This is a genomic window from Citrobacter sp. MGH100, from assembly GCF_001034465.1.
Taxonomy (GTDB): Bacteria; Pseudomonadota; Gammaproteobacteria; order Enterobacterales; family Enterobacteriaceae; genus Citrobacter; species Citrobacter youngae.
The window spans coordinates 1-20,241 of the sequence record NZ_KQ089806.1 but is presented as its reverse complement, the minus strand read 5'-3'; the positions used below and the strand labels follow the sequence as shown (position 1 = coordinate 20,241).

Annotated in this window: 18 protein-coding genes and 2 tRNA genes; 6 read left to right on the top strand and 14 right to left on the bottom strand. The window is 53.2% G+C overall.

What is annotated here, in order from left to right; translation table 11 throughout:
• Positions 1-113: 113 nt before the first annotated feature.
• The 3 genes from rho to trxA form a co-directional block, all read right to left on the bottom strand.
• Positions 114-1,373 carry a transcription termination factor Rho gene (rho, locus tag SK32_RS23450; protein ID WP_002437993.1) on the bottom strand — a complete coding sequence of 420 codons (1,260 nt, stop codon included), beginning with the start codon at positions 1,371-1,373 and terminating at the stop codon, positions 114-116.
• 78 nt (positions 1,374-1,451) lie between these two features.
• Positions 1,452-1,535 (bottom strand): rho operon leader peptide, encoded by an 84-nt coding sequence (locus tag SK32_RS26165; RefSeq protein ID WP_101743114.1) that lies wholly within the window; start codon positions 1,533-1,535, stop codon positions 1,452-1,454.
• 176 nt (positions 1,536-1,711) lie between these two features.
• Positions 1,712-2,041 carry a thioredoxin TrxA gene (gene trxA / locus SK32_RS23445; RefSeq protein ID WP_001280776.1) on the bottom strand — a complete coding sequence of 110 codons (330 nt, stop codon included), beginning with the start codon at positions 2,039-2,041 and terminating at the stop codon, positions 1,712-1,714.
• A 239-nt stretch (positions 2,042-2,280) separates the two neighbouring features.
• Between trxA and rhlB the strand changes: the two genes are divergently transcribed.
• On the top strand, positions 2,281-3,549 hold the full coding sequence (gene rhlB, locus SK32_RS23440) for an ATP-dependent RNA helicase RhlB (protein WP_048214059.1): 1,269 nt from the start codon (positions 2,281-2,283) through the stop codon (positions 3,547-3,549).
• An 8-nt stretch (positions 3,550-3,557) separates the two neighbouring features.
• Positions 3,558-5,042 carry a guanosine-5'-triphosphate,3'-diphosphate diphosphatase gene (gene gppA / locus SK32_RS23435; protein WP_048214058.1) on the top strand — a complete coding sequence of 495 codons (1,485 nt, stop codon included), beginning with the start codon at positions 3,558-3,560 and terminating at the stop codon, positions 5,040-5,042.
• 50 nt (positions 5,043-5,092) lie between these two features.
• On the opposite strand, the gene rep is transcribed toward gppA, so the two are convergent.
• The gene (rep, locus tag SK32_RS23430; protein WP_048214057.1) at positions 5,093-7,114 is read right to left on the bottom strand and encodes a DNA helicase Rep; all 2,022 of its coding nucleotides are present in this window, start codon (positions 7,112-7,114) and stop codon (positions 5,093-5,095) included.
• 84 nt (positions 7,115-7,198) lie between these two features.
• Here rep and ppiC point away from each other — a divergent pair, with 84 nt between their 5' ends.
• Positions 7,199-7,480: a peptidylprolyl isomerase PpiC gene (ppiC, locus tag SK32_RS23425; RefSeq protein ID WP_003017999.1), complete on the top strand. Its 282-nt coding sequence runs from the start codon at positions 7,199-7,201 to the stop codon at positions 7,478-7,480.
• Between the two features lie 93 nt (positions 7,481-7,573).
• On the opposite strand, the gene ilvC is transcribed toward ppiC, so the two are convergent.
• Positions 7,574-9,049 (bottom strand): ketol-acid reductoisomerase, encoded by a 1,476-nt coding sequence (ilvC, locus tag SK32_RS23420; protein WP_048214056.1) that lies wholly within the window; start codon positions 9,047-9,049, stop codon positions 7,574-7,576.
• A 156-nt stretch (positions 9,050-9,205) separates the two neighbouring features.
• On the opposite strand from ilvC, the gene ilvY reads away from it, so the two are divergent.
• Complete coding sequence (gene ilvY / locus SK32_RS23415; protein WP_048214055.1) at positions 9,206-10,096, top strand: HTH-type transcriptional activator IlvY; 891 nt, start codon at positions 9,206-9,208, stop codon at positions 10,094-10,096.
• Positions 10,097-10,182: 86 nt separating this feature from the next.
• Here the strand turns inward: ilvY and ilvA are convergent, their stop codons facing one another.
• The 6 genes from ilvA to ilvL form a co-directional block, all read right to left on the bottom strand.
• Complete coding sequence (ilvA, locus tag SK32_RS23410) at positions 10,183-11,727, bottom strand: threonine ammonia-lyase, biosynthetic (protein ID WP_048214102.1); 1,545 nt, start codon at positions 11,725-11,727, stop codon at positions 10,183-10,185.
• A 5-nt stretch (positions 11,728-11,732) separates the two neighbouring features.
• The gene (gene ilvD / locus SK32_RS23405; protein ID WP_048214054.1) at positions 11,733-13,583 is read right to left on the bottom strand and encodes a dihydroxy-acid dehydratase; all 1,851 of its coding nucleotides are present in this window, start codon (positions 13,581-13,583) and stop codon (positions 11,733-11,735) included.
• Positions 13,584-13,643: 60 nt separating this feature from the next.
• Positions 13,644-14,573 (bottom strand): branched-chain amino acid transaminase, encoded by a 930-nt coding sequence (locus SK32_RS23400; RefSeq protein WP_003018014.1) that lies wholly within the window; start codon positions 14,571-14,573, stop codon positions 13,644-13,646.
• Positions 14,574-14,590: 17 nt separating this feature from the next.
• Complete coding sequence (gene ilvM, locus SK32_RS23395; RefSeq protein WP_003018017.1) at positions 14,591-14,854, bottom strand: acetolactate synthase 2 small subunit; 264 nt, start codon at positions 14,852-14,854, stop codon at positions 14,591-14,593.
• Entirely contained in the window at positions 14,851-16,497 is a 1,647-nt protein-coding gene (gene ilvG, locus SK32_RS23390; RefSeq protein ID WP_048214053.1) for an acetolactate synthase 2 catalytic subunit, read from the bottom strand. Before ilvG ends, ilvM begins: the two co-directional genes overlap by 4 nt.
• A gap of 139 nt (positions 16,498-16,636) precedes the next feature.
• On the bottom strand, positions 16,637-16,735 hold the full coding sequence (gene ilvL, locus SK32_RS25545; protein WP_001311244.1) for an ilv operon leader peptide: 99 nt from the start codon (positions 16,733-16,735) through the stop codon (positions 16,637-16,639).
• A 352-nt stretch (positions 16,736-17,087) separates the two neighbouring features.
• Here ilvL and SK32_RS23385 point away from each other — a divergent pair, with 352 nt between their 5' ends.
• On the top strand, positions 17,088-18,608 hold the full coding sequence (locus tag SK32_RS23385) for a YifB family Mg chelatase-like AAA ATPase (protein ID WP_048214052.1): 1,521 nt from the start codon (positions 17,088-17,090) through the stop codon (positions 18,606-18,608).
• A gap of 24 nt (positions 18,609-18,632) precedes the next feature.
• Here SK32_RS23385 and maoP read toward each other — a convergent pair whose 3' ends face one another.
• On the bottom strand, positions 18,633-18,971 hold the full coding sequence (maoP, locus tag SK32_RS23380) for a macrodomain Ori organization protein MaoP (protein WP_003018025.1): 339 nt from the start codon (positions 18,969-18,971) through the stop codon (positions 18,633-18,635).
• A 106-nt stretch (positions 18,972-19,077) separates the two neighbouring features.
• Here maoP and hdfR point away from each other — a divergent pair, with 106 nt between their 5' ends.
• Positions 19,078-19,923, top strand: a complete 846-nt coding sequence (hdfR, locus tag SK32_RS23375; RefSeq protein WP_086523519.1) for an HTH-type transcriptional regulator HdfR — start codon at positions 19,078-19,080, stop codon at positions 19,921-19,923.
• Positions 19,924-20,025: 102 nt separating this feature from the next.
• On the opposite strand, the gene SK32_RS23370 is transcribed toward hdfR, so the two are convergent.
• Both SK32_RS23370 and SK32_RS23365 read right to left on the bottom strand, forming a co-directional pair.
• Positions 20,026-20,101 (bottom strand) — tRNA-Trp (locus tag SK32_RS23370).
• A gap of 52 nt (positions 20,102-20,153) precedes the next feature.
• A tRNA-Asp gene (locus tag SK32_RS23365) sits at positions 20,154-20,230 on the bottom strand.
• Between the last annotated feature and the right edge of the window lie 11 nt (positions 20,231-20,241).

Genomic DNA, 20,241 nt, shown 5'->3' with positions numbered 1-20,241 from the left:
CTTTTTCAACCTGGCGGTATGTCATACCGTATTATTGTTATTGTGTCGTTAAGATTACAGGCATAAAAGCAAAACGCCACGTAAAAACGTGGCGTTTTCGGATGATGCCTGAATTATGAGCGCTTCATCATATCGAAGAAGTCATCATTGGTCTTCGTCATCGCCAGCTTGTTAATGAGGAACTCCATTGCATCAATTTCACCCATCGGATGGATGATTTTGCGCAGGATCCACATTTTCTGCAGCTCTTCCTGGGTGGTAAGCAGCTCTTCTTTACGGGTACCGGAACGATTGTAGTCGATAGCCGGGAAGACGCGTTTTTCAGCGATCTTACGAGAGAGATGCAGTTCCATGTTGCCGGTACCTTTAAACTCTTCGTAGATAACTTCATCCATTTTAGAGCCGGTATCGATAAGCGCAGTCGCGATGATGGTCAGGCTGCCGCCCTCTTCCACGTTACGTGCCGCACCGAAGAAACGCTTCGGACGGTGCAGGGCGTTGGCATCAACACCACCGGTCAGGACTTTACCGGAAGCCGGGACCACGGTGTTGTACGCACGCGCCAGACGCGTGATGGAGTCGAGCAGGATGATAACGTCTTTCTTATGTTCAACCAGACGTTTCGCCTTCTCGATTACCATTTCCGCAACCTGAACGTGGCGAGATGCGGGTTCATCAAAGGTAGAAGCCACCACTTCACCTTTAACCAGACGCTGCATCTCGGTCACTTCTTCCGGACGTTCGTCAATCAGCAGCACCATCAGCACACAGTCCGGGTGGTTGTAGGCAATGCTCTGCGCAATGTTCTGCAGCAGCATGGTTTTACCCGCTTTTGGCGGTGCCACAATCAGACCACGTTGGCCACGACCGATCGGCGATGCCAGATCCAGTACGCGCGCCGTTAAGTCCTCGGTAGAACCATTACCACGCTCCATACGCAGACGGGAGTTTGCGTGCAGCGGCGTTAAGTTTTCGAAGAGGATCTTGTTACGGGCGTTTTCCGGTTTGTCGTAGTTAACTTCGTTAACTTTCAACAGCGCAAAATAGCGTTCACCTTCTTTTGGCGGGCGAATCTTACCAGAAATGGTATCACCAGTGCGGAGGTTGAAACGGCGGATTTGGCTTGGAGAAACGTAGATGTCATCAGGACCGGCGAGGTAGGAGCTGTCTGCAGAGCGGAGGAAACCAAATCCATCCTGCAATATCTCCAGCACACCGTCACCAAAGATATCTTCGCCACTCTTTGCGTGCTGCTTCAGGATGGCAAAAATAATGTCCTGCTTGCGCATACGAGCCAGGTTTTCAAGGCCCATATTTTCGCCGAGAGTGATCAGCTCAGAAACCGGCGTATTCTTTAATTCGGTAAGATTCATAATGGTGTGAGTTCTTAAACTTGGGGTAAATCTCGAACTTAATGTTGTGAATGGTATGGCAGGGTCATCCATGCCTGTTTACGGCCATCGACTCATGTCTGTTCGCTGTCTGGTCACAGGAAAGTACGCAGAACTGAAACGACAAGACGGATTGAGTGACAAGGCCCTGAATCTGTCTACTTCTCGCACGAGAAACAACGGGAAGTATTGGATAAAGCTAGATTCAAACTTAATAAGGTATGTTTAATACGAAGTCAACACTAACTTAGCACGACTCAAGTCGGGCGTCCAGTCATCCGAATCATTTCGAAGTATGGCCGCCCGATCATGATACTTCCTTACGCTAAGTTAGCGTCGAGGAACTCTTTCAACTGACCTTTGGACAGCGCGCCGACTTTAGTCGCCGCAACTTCGCCGTTTTTAAACAGCAGAAGGGTCGGGATGCCACGAATACCATACTTCGGCGCGGTGCCTGGGTTTTGGTCAATGTTCAGTTTAGCAACCGTCAATTTGCCCTGATATTCGTCAGCGATTTCATCCAGAATCGGAGCGATCATTTTGCACGGACCGCACCACTCTGCCCAGAAATCAACGAGGATAGCTCCGTCCGCTTTGAGTACATCCGTGTCAAAACTGTCGTCAGTCAGGTGAATAATTTTATCGCTCATAATAACTCCACAGGAATAAGCCTGGTGTGTTGGTGTTTACACATCATCCTTCAAGCCGCCTTTTTGTTGGCTGTGCGCTGCGTCCTGGTCACGTACTCAATACGCGTCTTTGGACCCATTCACTTGCCATCTCGACGCATCATGAATGAATTGTGTACAGTATTAACCAACTAAAGGTTGACTTTATTTCACCGGATACGCTTTCGTAAAGCAATAGTAAGCTGATATTCTACCACACTATGAGCAAAACACATTTAACAGAACAGAAGTTTTCCGACTTCGCCCTGCACCCGAAGGTGATAGAAGCCCTTGAAAATAAAGGGTTTCATAACTGCACGCCCATTCAGGCTCTCGCGCTGCCGCTTACGCTGGCAGGCCGTGATGTTGCAGGGCAGGCGCAAACCGGTACCGGAAAAACGATGGCGTTCCTGACGTCAACGTTTCATTATCTTCTCTCTCATCCCGCGATTGACGATCGCAAGGTGAACCAACCGCGTGCGTTAATTATGGCGCCAACGCGTGAGTTAGCCGTGCAGATCCACGCCGACGCCGAGCCGCTGGCACAGACCACCGGTCTGAAATTAGGCCTGGCTTATGGCGGCGACGGTTACGACAAACAGCTGAAAGTGCTGGAAAGCGGCGTCGATATTCTTATCGGCACGACCGGTCGTCTTATCGACTACGCAAAACAGAACCATATCAACCTGGGCGCGATTCAGGTCGTGGTGCTGGATGAAGCCGATCGTATGTACGATCTGGGCTTTATCAAAGATATCCGTTGGCTGTTCCGTCGTATGCCGCCAACCACCCAACGTCTGAACATGCTGTTTTCTGCAACCCTCTCTTATCGCGTTCGCGAACTGGCGTTTGAACAAATGAATAACGCCGAGTACGTTGAAGTCGAACCGGAACAGAAGACGGGCCACCGTATTAAAGAAGAACTCTTCTATCCTTCCAACGAAGAGAAAATGCGTTTGCTGCAAACGCTGATTGAAGAAGAGTGGCCAGATCGCGCCATTGTTTTTGCTAACACCAAACATCGCTGTGAAGAGATCTGGGGCAGTCTTGCTGCTGACGGACATCGCGTAGGCCTGCTTACCGGTGACGTGGCGCAGAAAAAACGCCTGCGTATCCTTGATGAGTTCACCCGTGGCGATCTCGATATTCTCGTCGCAACCGATGTCGCGGCGCGTGGCCTGCACATCCCAGCCGTAACGCACGTGTTTAACTATGACCTGCCGGATGACTGTGAAGATTACGTCCACCGTATTGGTCGTACAGGTCGTGCAGGCGCAAGTGGTCATTCTATTAGCCTGGCTTGTGAAGAGTACGCGCTGAATTTACCTGCAATCGAGACCTACATTGGCCACTCGATTCCGGTCAGCAAGTACAACCCGGACGCGCTAATGACTGACCTGCCAAAGCCGCTGCGCATGACGCGCCCACGCCCAGGCAATGGCCCGCGTCGTACCGGTGGTGCTCCGCGTAATCGTCGTCGTTCAGGTTAACGTAAGATATGCTCACAACCACTTCGCTGTACGCCGCAATCGATTTAGGCTCGAATAGTTTTCATATGCTGGTTGTACGCGAAGTGGCGGGAAGCATCCAGACGCTCACGCGTATTAAACGCAAGGTGCGTCTGGCCGCTGGACTCAACAGCGACAACATTCTCTCCGCTGAAGCCATGGAACGCGGCTGGCAATGCCTGCGCCTGTTTGCTGAACGTCTGCAGGATATCCCGCAACCGCAAATCCGCGTGGTCGCCACGGCAACATTGCGCATCGCGGTAAACGCCGATGTCTTTATCGCCAAAGCGCAAGAGATCCTCGGCTGCCCTGTCCAGGTCATCAGTGGTGAAGAAGAAGCACGACTGATTTATCAGGGTGTCGCCCACACCACTGGCGGTGCCGATCAGCGTCTGGTCGTTGATATTGGCGGTGCCAGTACGGAACTGGTTACCGGCTCCGGCGCCCAAACAACCTCTCTGTTCAGCCTGTCAATGGGCTGCGTTACCTGGCTCGAACGGTACTTCACCGATCGTAATCTGGCGCAGGAAAATTTTGACGAAGCCGAGAAAGCGGCGCGTGAGGTTCTGCGCCCGGTCGCCGACAAACTGCGTTTTCATGGCTGGAAAGTTTGCGTTGGTGCCTCCGGTACCGTCCAGGCGTTGCAGGAAATCATGATGGCGCAGGGTATGGATGAGCGCATTACGCTGGCCAAACTTCAGCAGCTTAAGCAGCGTGCTATCCACTGCGGTCGTCTGGAAGAGTTGGAAATCGAAGGGTTAACGCTGGAACGCGCACTGGTGTTCCCCAGCGGGCTGGCAATCCTGATCGCGATTTTCACTGAGTTGAATATTCAATGCATGACCCTGGCCGGCGGCGCACTGCGTGAAGGTCTGGTTTACGGTATGCTGCACCTGCCTGTCGATCAGGATATTCGCAGCCGTACGCTGCGTAATATTCAGCGTCGCTTTATGGTTGACACCGATCAGGCGAACCGCGTCGCACAGTTGGCTGTACATTTATTCGATCAGGTGAAAGATGAGTGGCATCTTGAGGCCATTAGCCGTGAACTGCTGCAAAGTGCCTGTCAGTTGCATGAAATAGGGCTGAGCGTGGAATATAAGCAGGCACCGCTGCATGCCGCCTGGCTGGTGCGTAATCTCGATCTTCCGGGCTTCACTCCCGCGCAGAAAAAGCTGTTAGCCACGCTGTTATTAAATCAGACCAACCCAGTCGATCTCTCTTCGCTCCACCAGCAAAACGCCGTGCCGCCGCGCATCGCGGAGCACCTTTGCCGTTTGCTACGCCTGGCGATCATCTTCGCAAGCCGCCGCCGTGACGATTTAGTGCCACATATCACCCTGCAAGCTCAGGATGAAGATCTGACGCTAACGTTGCCGGAAAGCTGGCTGGAACATCATCCATTAGGTAAAGAGTTGATCGATCAGGAAATCCAGTGGCAAAGCTATGTCCACTGGCCGCTGGAAGTGCGTTAGATGCTGGCTGCCGGATGGCGCTCACGCTTATCCGGTCTACCAAATAAATATTACTTCTCTTTGGCTTTCGCCATCATTGCCCGGATATTCGCAATGCTGGCCTGCCCCTTTTGCATCCGCTCCTCAGCGCTCACCACTTTACGCTCCTGTTCCCAGATAACGTCATCCTGTGGCAGTTCCAGCAGGAAGCGGCTTGGCTCCGGACGCACCAGTTCACCGTACTGACGGCGTTCTTTGCACAACGTGAAGATAAGCTCTTTCTGTGCACGGGTAATGCCGACGTAGGCCAGACGACGCTCTTCATCAATGTTGTCTTCATCGATGCTGCTCTGATGAGGTAAGAAGCCCTCTTCCATTCCCACCATAAACACATAGGGGAACTCCAGCCCTTTTGAGGCATGTAACGTCATCAACTGCACCTGGTCCAGCTCTTCTTCACTCTCTCCACGCTCCATCATGTCGCGCAGGGTAAAGCGGGTAACGACCTGGGTCAGGGTCATTGGCTCTTCCAGCTCACTGCCTTCCAGCATCTCCGTCATCCAGCTGAACAGCGTGTTGACGTTCTTCATACGCATTTCTGCCGCTTTCGGGCTCGGCGAGGTTTCATACAGCCAGGATTCGTAATCAATGCCATGGATCAGGTCACGCACGGCAGCAATCGGTTCACGCTCCGCGAGGCGCTGGATTTCCCCCAGCCAGTGCGTAAAGCGGGTTAGAGAATCATAACCGCGGCCGGTCAGCGTCTGGCTTAGACCCATATCAAAGCTGGCAGTAAACAAGCTTTTATTACGCGTCATCGCCCACTCACCCAACTTTTGCAGTGTGGCCGGGCCGATTTCACGTTTTGGCGTGTTGACGATCCGCAAAAACGCGCTGTCGTCATCCGGGTTGCTCAGCACACGCAGGTAGGCGAGCAGATCTTTGATTTCCGGACGCGAGAAAAATGATGTCCCCCCGGAAATTTTGTACGGGATGCGGTTTTGCATCAGGAATTTTTCGAACACCCGTGACTGGTGGTTGCCGCGATACAGGATCGCATAGTCCTTATACTGCGTCTTATTCACAAAGTGATGAGCAATCAACTCCCCGGTCACGCGTTCCGCTTCATGCTCTTCGTTGTTGGCACTCAGTACTTTCAGCTCAGGTCCGTAGCCCAGCTCAGAGAACAACCGCTTTTCAAAGACGTGAGGGTTGTTAGCAATGAGGATGTTCGCCGCCTTCAGGATACGCCCGGAGGAACGGTAGTTTTGCTCCAGCTTCACCACCTGTAGCGCCGGAAAATCTTTGCTCAGCAGCACCAGGTTTTGCGGACGCGCGCCGCGCCAGGAGTAAATCGACTGATCGTCATCACCCACCACGGTAAAGCGCGCACGTTGCCCCACCAGCAGCTTCACCAGCTCGTACTGGCTGGTGTTGGTATCCTGGTATTCATCCACCAGCAGGTAGCGGATTTTGTTCTGCCAGCGCTCGCGCACCTCTTCATTACGCTGAAGCAGCAACGTCGGCAGCAGGATCAGGTCGTCAAAGTCCAGCACGTTGCACGCCTTCATATGCGCGTCGTACAAACCATAGCAGTGCGCGAAAATACGATCGCGTTCGCCTTTAGCGCTGGCCGCTGCCTGCGCCGGGGTCATCAGATCGTTTTTCCAGTTGGAGATCGTTGAGATCAGCTGTTGAAGGATAAGTTTATCGTCTTCAATTAGCCCTTCGGTCAGTTCCTTAAGCAGAGCCACCTGGTCGGTATCGTCAAACAGCGAGAAGTTCGACTTCATCCCCAACGCCGCAAATTCACGCTTGATGATATCCAACCCCAACGTGTGGAACGTGGAGATCATCAATCCACGCGCCTCTTTACGACCCAGCGTCTGCGCCACACGCTCTTTCATTTCACGCGCGGCCTTATTGGTAAAAGTCACCGCCGCGATATGCCGCGCCTGATAGCCACAAACGCGGATCAGGTGCGCAATTTTATTGGTGATAACGCGCGTCTTTCCGGAACCCGCCCCCGCCAGCACCAGGCAAGGTCCTGTGACAAATTCGACGGCTTGTTGTTGTCCGGGATTCAAACGCATAAAGATCACTCAATGAAAGTCAGGAGGGGAAATTTAGAGCATGGTAGTATAGCCAGCCTCAACCACCCCACTCAAGGCACGATCATGGCAAAAACAGCAGCAGCAGTGCATATCCTTGTTAAAGAAGAGAAACTGGCTTTGGATCTTCTGGAACAAATTAAAAACGGTGCCGACTTTGGCAAGCTGGCGAAGAAACACTCAATCTGCCCATCAGGCAAACGCGGCGGTGATTTAGGCGAATTCCGCCAGGGCCAGATGGTCCCGGCGTTCGATAAAGTCGTCTTCTCTTGCCCGGTGCTGGAGCCAACTGGCCCGCTGCACACGCAGTTCGGTTACCACATCATTAAAGTGCTGTACCGTAACTAATAAAAAAGCCGGGTGGCGGCTGTCGCCTTACCCGGCCTACATTCTTGGCTAAATAGTAGGTCGGGTAAGCGCTAGCGCCACCCGACAATCTATTTAACCCGCTACCGCAATACGCTTCATATCCGTCATATAACCACGCAGTTTCTTACCAACCTGCTCGATAGCGTGGCCGCGAATCGCTTCGTTCACATCACGCAGCTGCGCGTTGTCTACCGCACCTTCGGCAATCGCTTTGCCCAGATCGCCGGTCTGCAGAGTGGTCATGAACTCTTTCAGCAGCGGTACGCAAGCGTAAGAGAACAGGTAGTTACCGTATTCTGCGGTATCGGAGATAACCACGTTCATTTCGTACAGACGCTTACGCGCGATGGTGTTCGCGATCAGCGGCAGTTCGTGCAGTGATTCGTAGTAAGCAGACTCTTCGATGATGCCAGAATCAACCATGGTTTCGAACGCCAGCTCAACGCCCGCTTTCACCATCGCAATCATCAGAACGCCTTTATCGAAGTACTCCTGCTCGCCGATTTTGCCTTCAAACTGCGGGGCGGTTTCGAACGCGGTTTTGCCGGTCTCTTCACGCCAGGTCAGCAGTTTCTTATCGTCGTTGGCCCAGTCAGCCATCATGCCGGAGGAGAATTCACCGGAGATGATGTCGTCCATGTGTTTCTGGAACAGCGGTGCCATGATCTCTTTCAGCTGTTCGGACAGCGCATAAGCGCGCAGTTTTGCCGGGTTAGACAGACGGTCCATCATCAGCGTGATACCGCCCTGCTTCAGCGCTTCGGTGATGGTTTCCCAGCCGAACTGAATCAGTTTTTCCGCATAAGCCGGGTCAGTACCTTCTTCCACCAGCTTGTCGAAGCACAGCAGAGAGCCCGCCTGCAGCATACCGCACAGAATAGTCTGCTCGCCCATCAGGTCAGATTTCACTTCTGCAACAAAGGAGGATTCCAGTACGCCAGCACGGTGACCGCCGGTTGCCGCAGCCCAGGCTTTAGCGATCGCCATGCCTTCGCCTTTCGGGTCGTTTTCCGGGTGGACGGCGATCAGCGTCGGTACGCCGAAACCACGTTTGTACTCTTCACGCACTTCGGTACCCGGGCACTTCGGTGCCACCATCACAACGGTGATGTCTTTACGGATCTGCTCGCCCACTTCGACGATATTGAAACCGTGGGAGTAACCCAGCGCCGCGCCGTCTTTCATCAGCGGCTGTACGGAACGCACAACGTCGGAGTGCTGTTTGTCTGGCGTCAGGTTAACCACCAGGTCAGCCTGCGGGATCAGTTCTTCGTAGGTACCTACTTTGAAGCCGTTTTCGGTCGCTTTACGCCACGAAGCACGTTTCTCAGCGATCGCTTCTTTGCGCAGTGCGTAGGAAATATCCAGACCGGAGTCACGCATGTTCAGGCCCTGGTTCAGACCCTGAGCGCCACAGCCGACGATGACCACTTTTTTACCCTGAAGGTAGCTTGCGCCGTCGGCGAATTCTTCGCGGCCCATGAAGCGACATTTGCCCAGCTGAGCCAGCTGCTGACGCAGATTCAGTGTATTAAAGTAGTTAGCCATGATGGTGTACTCCGTGATGTTGTGTTGTGGTGCTTATTATTCGGTTCGCTTTTGCGAGAATGAACCCACTATATGACAGGAAATTTATTGCGGAAATTGATATATTCACAACGTCACATTGCAATATCTGCAACGTCAAAATAAAGAGGTTCGCCGGTGGATTTACGCGATCTGAAAATGTTCCTGCATCTGGCGGAAAGCCGCCATTTTGGCCGCAGCGCGCGGGCGATGCACGTCAGCCCCTCCACGCTCTCCCGGCAAATTCAGCGTCTTGAAGAAGACCTCGGCCAGCCGCTGTTTGTCCGCGATAACCGCACGGTGACGCTCACCGAAGCCGGTGAGGAGCTGCGCGTGTTTGCCCAGCAGACGCTGCTGCAGTATCAGCAATTACGCCATACCATTGATCAACAAGGACCGTCGTTGTCCGGTGAACTGCATATCTTCTGCTCAGTGACTGCCGCCTACAGCCATTTACCACCGATCCTCGACCGCTTCCGCGCCGAGCATCCGTCGGTGGAAATCAAGCTCACCACCGGTGACGCGGCTGATGCAATGGAAAAAGTCGTCACCGGCGAGGCCGATCTGGCAATTGCCGGTAAGCCCGAGACACTGCCCGGCGCGGTGGCATTTTCCATGCTGGAGAATCTGGCTGTGGTATTGATAGCGCCAGCACTGCCCTGCCCGGTGCGCAACCAGATTTCGGTGGATGAGCCAGACTGGTCAACGGTGCCGTTTATCATGGCCGACCAGGGGCCGGTGCGCCGCCGCATTGAGCTGTGGTTCCGGCGCAATAAAATCAGCAACCCGTCGATTTACGCCACCGTGGGCGGCCACGAGGCGATGGTGTCGATGGTGGCGCTGGGCTGCGGCGTAGCATTGTTGCCAGAAGTGGTGCTGGAGAATAGCCCGGAGCCGGTACGTAACCGCGTGATGATTCTGGAACGTAGCGACGAAAAAACACCGTTCGAGCTGGGCGTATGCGCACAAAAAAAGCGGCTGCATGAGCCGCTTATTGATGCTTTCTGGAAGATATTGCCAAATCACTAGCCGCCGAACGGCGGCGCAAGCACCTTAACCGGCAGAGAGTCAGGGCGCAGGCCAGACAGGCGCAGTGCCGTCAGGCTCCCCAAACATTACCCCGCGAGAAAAAAACGAAACGCGGGGTTATGTGTTTCATCATGACAGTCATAGCCCAGTTCGTTCAGCCGCGTTTCGAAATCAGGTTCATGCTCACCCAACTCAAACGCCGCCAGTACACGGCCGTAGTCAGTTCCATGACTGCGATAGTGGAACAATGAAATATTCCAGTGCGTCCCCAGTGTATGCAGAAACTTCAGCAGCGCCCCCGGCGATTCCGGGAATTCGAAGCTGAACAGCCGTTCCTGCAAGGGTTTCGACGGACGTCCACCGACCATATAGCGCACGTGCAGCTTCGCCATTTCGTCGTCAGACAGATCCACCACACTGTAGCCGCCGTCACTAAGCAACTGGAGGATTTCTTTACGTTCTTCCAGACCACGGCTCAGGCGTACGCCGACAAAAATGCAGGCATCTTTGGCATCAGCAAAACGGTAGTTAAACTCAGTAACCGAGCGCCCACCCAGCAGTTGGCAGAATTTCAGGAAGCTGCCCTTCTCTTCCGGGATGGTCACCGCCAGCAATGCTTCACGTTGCTCCCCCAACTCGCAGCGTTCAGACACGTAGCGCAGGCCGTGGAAGTTAACGTTCGCACCGGAAAGCACATGCGCCAGCCGCTCACCGCGAATATTGTGCTGGGCGATGTATTTTTTCATTCCCGCCAGCGCCAGCGCGCCCGATGGCTCAGCCACGGCTCGCACATCTTCAAACAGGTCTTTCATCGCTGCGCAAATAGCATCGCTATCAACGGTGATAATGTCGTCGAGGTATTCCTGGCACAGACGGAAGGTTTCATCACCAATGCGTTTGACCGCCACGCCTTCAGCAAAGAGACCGACGCGCGGGAGATCAACCGGATGACCGGCATCCAGCGCCGCTTTAAGGCAGGCGGAATCTTCAGCTTCAACGGCGATCACTTTGATCTGCGGCATCAGCTGTTTGATCAGCACCGCAACACCTGCCGCTAATCCGCCACCACCAACAGGCACGAATACGCGATCGAGATGAGCGTCCTGCTGGAGCAGCTCCAGCGCCAGCGTGCCCTGCCCGGCAATCACCATCGGATGATCAAACGGTGGAACCCAGGTAAAACCCTGCTGCTGTGACAGTTCAATCGCTTTGGCTTTGGCTTCATCAAAATTCGCGCCGTGCAACAGCACTTCTCCGCCGAAGCCGCGAACGGCATCGACTTTGATATCGGCGGTAGCCGTTGGCATGACAATCAGCGCCTTCACGCCTAATCGCGCAGAAGAGAACGCGACACCCTGAGCATGATTACCCGCCGATGCGGTGATGACCCCATGCGCTTTTTGCTCTTCGGTCAAGCCCGCCATCATGGCATAGGCACCGCGTAGCTTGAAGCTGTGAACGGGTTGACGGTCTTCGCGCTTCACCAGAATGACGTTATCGAGGCGCGAAGAGAGCTTTTCCATTTTCTGTAGCGGCGTTACCTGTGCCGCTTCGTATACCGGCGCACGCAGTACCGCTCTGAGATACTCAGCGCCCTCAGGAGCACCGGATAGAGGTTGTGAATCCGCCATGGTCATTATCCCCCGAGCTTCGACTTATCGCGCACCGCACCTTTGTCGGCACTGGTTGCCAGGCTGGCATAGGCGCGCAGTGCAAAGGAGACCTGGCGCTGACGATCTTTTGGCGTCCAGGCTTTGTCACCGCGAGCTTCCTGCGCTTCACGGCGCGCAGCGATTTCCGCATCACTCAGTTGCAGTTGAATGCCACGATTCGGGATATCAATGGCAATCATGTCACCATCTTCGATAATCGCGATATTACCGCCGCTGGCTGCTTCCGGAGAAACGTGACCGATGGAAAGCCCCGAAGTACCGCCGGAGAAACGACCATCGGTAATCAGCGCACAAGCCTTGCCGAGCCCCATCGATTTCAGGAAGGTGGTTGGGTAGAGCATTTCCTGCATGCCTGGCCCGCCTTTCGGCCCTTCGTAGCGAATCACCACCACGTCGCCCGCCACCACTTTGCCGCCAAGGATCGCCTCAACCGCGTCATCCTGGCTTTCGTACACTTTCGCCGGGCCGGTAAATTTCAGGATGCTGTCATCCACACCTGCGGTTTTCACAATACAGCCGTTTTCCGCGAAGTTACCGTACAGGACTGCCAGACCGCCATCTTTGCTGTAAGCATGTTCCAGCGAACGGATACAGCCTTCGGCGCGATCGTCATCCAGCGTGTCCCAGCGGCAGTCCTGCGAGAACGCCTGAGTGGTACGGATGCCCGCCGGGCCAGCGCGGAACATCTTTTTCACCGCGTCATCTTTGGTCAGCATCACGTCATACCGATCGAGCGTTTGCGGCAGCGTCAGCCCCAGCACGTTTTTCACGTCGCGGTTCAGCAGTCCGGCACGATCCAGTTCGCCTAAAATACCCAGTACGCCGCCTGCGCGGTGCACGTCTTCCATATGGTATTTCTGCGTGCTCGGCGCCACTTTACACAGCTGTGGGACTTTGCGGGACAGCTTGTCGATATCACTCATTGTGAAGTCGATTTCCGCTTCCTGCGCCGCCGCCAGCAGGTGCAGAACGGTGTTGGTGGAGCCGCCCATGGCGATATCCAGCGTCATGGCATTCTCAAACGCCGCCTTGCTGGCAATGTTGCGCGGCAGCGCAGAAGCATCATCCTGCTCATAGTAGCGTTTAGTCAGCTCAACGATGCGTTTACCCGCGTTAAGGAACAGCGTTTTACGGTCGGCGTGAGTCGCCAGCATCGAACCGTTACCCGGCTGCGATAAACCCAGCGCTTCGGTCAGACAGTTCATCGAGTTTGCGGTGAACATCCCGGAGCATGAGCCGCAGGTCGGGCAGGCGGAACGCTCAACCTGTTCGCTTTGTGAGTCAGAGACTTTCGGGTCCGCGCCCTGAATCATTGCATCAACCAGATCGAGCTTGATGATTTGGTCAGAGAGCTTGGTTTTCCCGGCTTCCATCGGGCCACCAGAAACAAAGATCACCGGAATGTTCAGACGCAGGGAGGCCATTAACATCCCCGGGGTGATTTTGTCGCAGTTGGAGATGCAGACCATCGCATCGGCGCAGTGGGCGTTAACCATGTACTCAACGGAGTCAGCGATCAGCTCGCGTGACGGCAGTGAATACAGCATGCCCCCGTGGCCCATGGCGATACCATCATCCACAGCAATGGTGTTGAACTCTTTCGCTACGCCGCCAGAGGCTTCGATTTGTTCGGCAACCAGCTTACCGAGATCGCGCAGATGGACATGGCCTGGCACAAACTGGGTAAAGGAGTTCACCACAGCGATAATTGGTTTACCGAAGTCGTCATCGGTCATCCCGGTGGCGCGCCACAGTGCGCGGGCACCCGCCATATTACGGCCGTGGGTGGTGGTAGCAGAACGATACTTAGGCATGCTTGATTAACTCCCGTCTGTCTAATAATTGGGACGGTGCGTGCCGTCCCAAATTTATGTTTATTGATTAACCTGATCCAACCAGCCGTATTTATCTTCCGTTTCACCGGTGAAGAGACCAAAGAAGGCCTGCTGGATGCGTTTGGTGACAGGGCCGCAGCGGCCTTCGCCCACCTGAATACCATCGACGCTGCGTACGGGCGTGATTTCGGCTGCGGTACCGGACATAAACACTTCGTCGGCCAGGTACAGCGATTCACGGGACAGCACCTGCTCACGCACTTCGATATCGAGATCTTTCGCCAGCTTAATGATTGCGTCACGGGTGATACCTGGCAGCGCGGAGGAGGTAAACGGCGGGGTAAACAGAATGCCGTCTTTTACTTCAAACAGGTTTTCACCCGCGCCTTCAGAGATGTAACCATTCACATCCAGAGCAATACCTTCCTGGTAACCATGACGACGCGCTTCGCTACCCACCAGCAGCGAAGACAGATAGTTACCACCAGCCTTAGCAGCGGTAGGGATAGTGTTTGGCGCAACGCGGTTCCAGGAAGAAACCATCGCATCGATCCCCTGTTCCAGCGCTTCAGCACCGAGGTAAGCCCCCCACGGGAACGCGGCGATAATCACGTCGGTGGTGTAACCCGCTGGCGGGTTAACGCCCATCCCCACATCGCCAACAAACACCAGTGGACGGATATAGGCGCTGGTCAGATTGTTTTTACGAATCACCTCACGGCAAGCTTCCATCAGCTCATCAACGCTCTGAGAAACCGGAAAACGATAGATCTTGGCTGAATCACGCAGACGCTGCATATGTTCGCGATGACGGAACACCACCGGCCCTTTGTGAGAATCGTAGCAACGGATGCCTTCAAATACAGAAGTACCGTAGTGCAGCGCGTGGGACATCACGTGAACCTTCGCGTCTTCCCAACGAATCATCTCGCCATTAGACCAAATGTAATCAGCTTTTTTCGTCGTCATTTTTCTTCCTTTTGCGCTCAGGCGCGGATTTGTTGTGATGTGGTTGTGCTCTGGCAGATGGCAACATGTGCAACGTCCACCAGTTTACTTAACTGACTAAACAGTAAGTCGACCGACCGGGGGCTGGCAACGGTCAATTCGATATTTATATTCTGCGCATCGCTGGCGGCTTCCATATTCATGGAGCACACCTGAAAACCACGATGGCGTACCACGCGTAAAACACGTTCTAACGTTTCCGGATTGAAACGAGCCTCAACGGCGACCTGATGTTGCATCATGATAATTTCTCCAGCATTTCTGAGTTACTGGCACCTGGCGGTACCAGAGGCCAGACATTCTCAAGTTCGTCGATTGAGACATGAAGCAGGTATGGCCCCTCGCTGTTCAGCATGGTGTCGAGTGCCGCTTCAACCTGGTCTTTACGGGTGATGTGCTGACCAGGTATGCCGAAGGCGCTGGCCAACATGAGGAAATCGGGGTTATCGGTAAGGGTGGTTTCGCTATAACGTTCCTGGAAAAACAGCTGCTGCCATTGTCGCACCATGCCTAACCGCTGGTTGTCGAGTAAAACTATCTTCAGCGGCAACTGCTTGCGTTTTACGGTGCCGAGTTCCTGTACATTCATCATGAAGGAACCGTCACCGGAGATACAGATTACCGTATCGTTCGGGCGAGCAACCTGTGCGCCAACCGCGGCAGGTAAACCAAAGCCCATCGTACCCAGGCCGCTCGAGGTGATGAAATTTTCCGGGCGGGTATAGGTCATATGCTGTGCAGACCACATCTGATGCTGGCCAACATCCGTCGTAACAACGCTATCCGCTGGTTTACGGTCCGACAGTTGTTTTAACAACAACGGTGCATAGATGGCCTCACCCGGATGGTCGTAGCGCCAGGTATGCTCTGCTCGCAGTTCTGCACTGTGCTGACGCCATTCGTCAATCTTCAACGTCTGCTGTAATGCCGGCAGCAGCGAATTTAAATCGCCCTGCAGGGCCACATGCGCCTGGCGCAGTTTGTTCATTTCTGCCGGGTCGATATCCATGTGGATCACGCTGGCGTTCGGTGCGAAAGTATTCAGCTTACCAGTCACCCGGTCATCAAAACGCGCGCCAACTGCAATCAGTAAATCACACTCTTGCACCGCGAAATTTGCCGCTTTAGTCCCGTGCATACCCAACATGCCCAAATAGTATGGGTAGTCAGCATCTACTGCGCCCAGACCTTTCAGCGTGCAAGCGACAGGCATTTGAGTAAGCGCAATAAACTCACGCAGGGCCGGAACCGCCTGTGCCATACCTACGCCGCCACCAACGTACAGAATAGGTTTCTGCGCCTGCGCCAGCATGTTACGCGCCTGCTCAACGTCAGCGTGCGGAAAAGCCTCAACGTTTTCGACGGTCGTAAAATACGGCTCCAACGTACCGCTGGCTAATTGGATATCTTTCGGGATATCCACCAGAACCGGACCCGGGCGACCGGAATTCGCCACGGCGAAGGCCTCAGCCATGATGCGCGGCAGCTCTTCCAGTGACTGCACCAGGAAGCTGTGTTTGGTGCAGGACAGCGACATACCAAGCACGTCCACTTCCTGGAACGCATCCGTTCCGATGAAAGGTGATGCCACCTGGCCGGTGATCGCGACCACTGGAACAGAATCTAACAACGCATCGGCAAGTCCGGTGATCAGGTTGGTAGCACCAGGGCCGGAAGTGGCGATACAAACACCGGTTTTACCCGTTGCACGGGCATAACCAATCGCCGCCATCGCCGCACCCTGCTCGTGTCGGCACAACAGGTGCTCTACGCCGCCGTCATACAATGCATCGTAAACCGGCATAATTGCGCCACCGGGATAACCAAAGACGGTTTGAACCCCTTGTGCACGCAACGCATGTACCACCCACTGTGCCCCATTCATAGTTACATCCCCGCCGTAAATCTTGAGAAACAGAATTTTATGCTGTCGTTCACTTTCTGCTCCTCGTTTAAGTTTTTAAGGTCAAAAAAAACCCCCGGACCTTTCGGTGCGGGGGTCTTAGTTCGTTAAGGCTTGTTTTCTAAGCCTTTCCTCGTCCAAGTGCAGCCCCGCACGGTGGGATAATAATCACCACCACGCTAATCACGACCAGGCTAATCACTCGTAGAAGGGCTGTCATTTTTGTATTTTCTTGCATCTTGTTCGAAGGAATACCTAAAGAGTTACCATAGAATTTGCGAATAGCACAAGATATTTTTGTTTTCATTTTTCTGACGCCGTTAACGGTTTAGATAAATATCGTTGTTTTTTATACAAAAAATATAAAATGAAAATATTTCACGTTTCAGCGCATCAGCACCACCTGCGATCTCTTTCCTCGGCACACTTATACGCATTTGCGAGCGAGATTCCAGACATGGGGCAAGCAATTCCTGATTACACAAAAACACAGGAATAAGCATCTAAAAACATCAATTATGCAGAATCTTGCTGATATCTATTGCGACATAATATTCCCATCAGGAGGGGTTATGTCACTATCGATTGTTCACACACGCGCCGCCCTCGGCGTGAATGCACCAGCCATTACCATCGAGGTACATATTAGTAATGGCCTGCCTGGTTTAACCATGGTGGGGTTACCTGAAACGACAGTGAAAGAGGCTCGCGATCGGGTACGTAGTGCAATTATTAATAGCGGGTATGAATTCCCGACCAGGAAGATAACCATCAACCTGGCTCCGGCTGACCTCCCCAAAGAAGGGGGGCGATATGATTTACCTATCGCTGTTGCGCTTCTGGTCGCTTCTGAGCAGCTTACAACCCATAATCTCGACACCTATGAGCTGGTAGGCGAATTAGCGCTTACAGGCGCTTTACGCGGCGTTCCAGGCGCTATATCAAGCGCAACCGAAGCGATTCGTGCAGGCCGGAGAATCATTGTCGCTAAAGAGAATGCCGCAGAGGTTGGTCTAATACACGGCGAAGGGTGCCTGATTGCCGATCACCTGCAGGCGGTATGCGCATTCCTGGAAGGAAAGCATGATTTAGACAAACCGCAATCTGCAGACTTTACCGCCGAACCTTCACCAGAGGATCTCAGCGATGTTATCGGTCAGGAACAGGGTAAACGAGGGCTGGAGATCACCGCCGCTGGTGGTCACAACCTCCTGTTTATCGGCCCGCCTGGTACGGGCAAGACCATGCTGGCCAGCCGTCTCAGAGGACTGCTTCCTCCACTTAGCAACGATGAGGCGCTGGAAAGTGCAGCGATCCTCAGTCTGGTTAATTCCGATACGATACAAAAACAGTGGAAGCAACGCCCTTTTCGTTCTCCCCATCATAGTGCTTCATTAACCGCAATGGTGGGGGGTGGTTCTATTCCCGCACCGGGAGAGATCTCCCTGGCACATAACGGTATATTATTTCTGGATGAATTACCTGAGTTTGAGCGACGCACGCTGGATGCACTGCGCGAACCCATTGAGTCCGGACAGATACATCTATCCCGCACCAGAGCAAAAATAACCTATCCCGCGCGCTTTCAACTCATTGCTGCAATGAATCCAAGCCCGACAGGCCATTATCAGGGGAATCATAACCGCTGTACCCCAGAACAGACTCTGCGCTACCTCAATCGGCTGTCAGGACCATTTCTTGACCGCTTTGACCTCTCCCTCGAAATTCCCTTACCGCCACCCGGCATACTCAGCCAGAGCGTAGTGAAAGGTGAAGATAGCGCAACGGTGAAGCAACGCGTCATCGCTGCACGAGAGCGTCAGTATCGGCGGCAAAATAAGTTAAATGCGTATCTGGACAGCCAGGATATCCATAAATTTTGCATGCTTCGCAGCGATGATGCGCACTGGCTTGAGGACACGTTAGCTCGTCTTGGATTGTCCATCCGCGCCTGGCTACGCCTGATAAAAGTCGCACGTACCATTGCGGATATTGAACAGTGCGACCATATCACCCGCCAGCACTTGCAGGAGGCCGTTGCTTATCGGGCGATAGACAGGTTATTAATTCACCTGCAGAAATTACTGGCATAAAAAAAGGGCTTACGCCCTTTTTTATTAATCATCAGATTCGGTGTAGTCTTCTGCACCTTCCACCTGAGGTTTCCCGCCAGACAGCGTGTGGAAGCGTTTTGGACGCTTAATGCGCGTCATGTATTTAGACCACACGCGTTCAGCTTCGGTAACTGGCTCACGTTCACCACGGCATACCGCAACAAACAATTTTTCTTCTTCAGTTACTGGCTCACGTTTACCCAGATCCAGCTCGTTGAAGGCATAGCCATGACGCTCAAGCAGCTGTGCCTCTTTAATGGTGAAATCACCATGACGGGAGAATCCGCGGGGGTAATATTTATTGTCGAAATATCGATTAGTCGTCGTAAAGCTTTCCGCCATCCTGCACGCTCCTAATTCTTTGGCCGAGCTATTTATGGCGCGGAGTATTAGTTACGCTTGACAGAGCGTCAAACAAAAGATTTAAATCATCACGACAAATAATTTTATGGAGCGCGTTGTGGATACGGAATTGTTAAAAACTTTCCTGGAAGTTAGCCGGACACGCCACTTTGGTCGGGCAGCTGAAGCGCTCTACCTGACCCAGTCGGCAGTGAGTTTTCGGATCAGACAACTGGAAAATCAACTGGGTGTGAACCTGTTCACCCGACACAGAAACAATATTCGTTTGACCGCTGCAGGTGAAAAATTATTGCCTTACGCTGAAACGCTGATGAATACATGGCAAGCAGCACGTAAGGAGGTCGCGAATACCTCACGGCACAACGAGTTTTCGATCGGTGCCAGTGCATCCCTTTGGGAATGCATGCTCAATGACTGGTTGCGGCGTTTATACCAATCTCAGGAGCCACAATCCAGCCTGCAGTTTGAAGCGCGAATCGCTCAGCGCCAGTCGCTAGTAAAGCAGCTCCATGAACGACAGCTGGATCTGTTAATTACGACCGAAACCCCAAAAATGGACGAATTTAGCAGCCAACTGTTGGGATATTTCACGCTGGCGCTCTATTGTAGCTCTCCATCGCAAACCAAAGATGGACTGAATTACCTACGCCTGGAATGGGGACCGGATTTTCAGCAGCACGAAGCGGGATTGATTGCTGGAGATGAAGTGCCGGTACTTACCACCAGTTCTGCAGAACTGGCAAGACAGCAACTTTCTGTAATTAAAGGGTTTAGTTGGCTTCCCGTCAGTTGGGCCAGAACCAAAAGCGATCTTCACACAGTTACTGACAGTGCGACTCTTTCACGTCCGTTATATGCGGTTTGGCTGCAAAATAGCGACAAACATGCACTTATTCGCGATCTGCTGAAAACAAATATTTTGGAAGATTAATGAAAACGCTGGCAAGGATGCCGGGAAAAAATGAACTGGAAGATCCAGAATATGATGTTCAGGTAAAAAAAAATCCTTAGCAAGGATGCTAAGGATTGTTTCTGGCAGGGGCGGAGAGACTCGAACTCGCGACACCCGGTTTTGGAGACCGGTGCTCTACCAACTGAGCTACGCCCCTAAATTTTCTTATCATTAAGCCTGCTACTAAGCAGGCTTAATTTTCTAATAAGTGGCGGAACGGACGGGACTCGAACCCGCGACCCCCTGCGTGACAGGCAGGTATTCTAACCAACTGAACTACCGCTCCACCGAATTTCT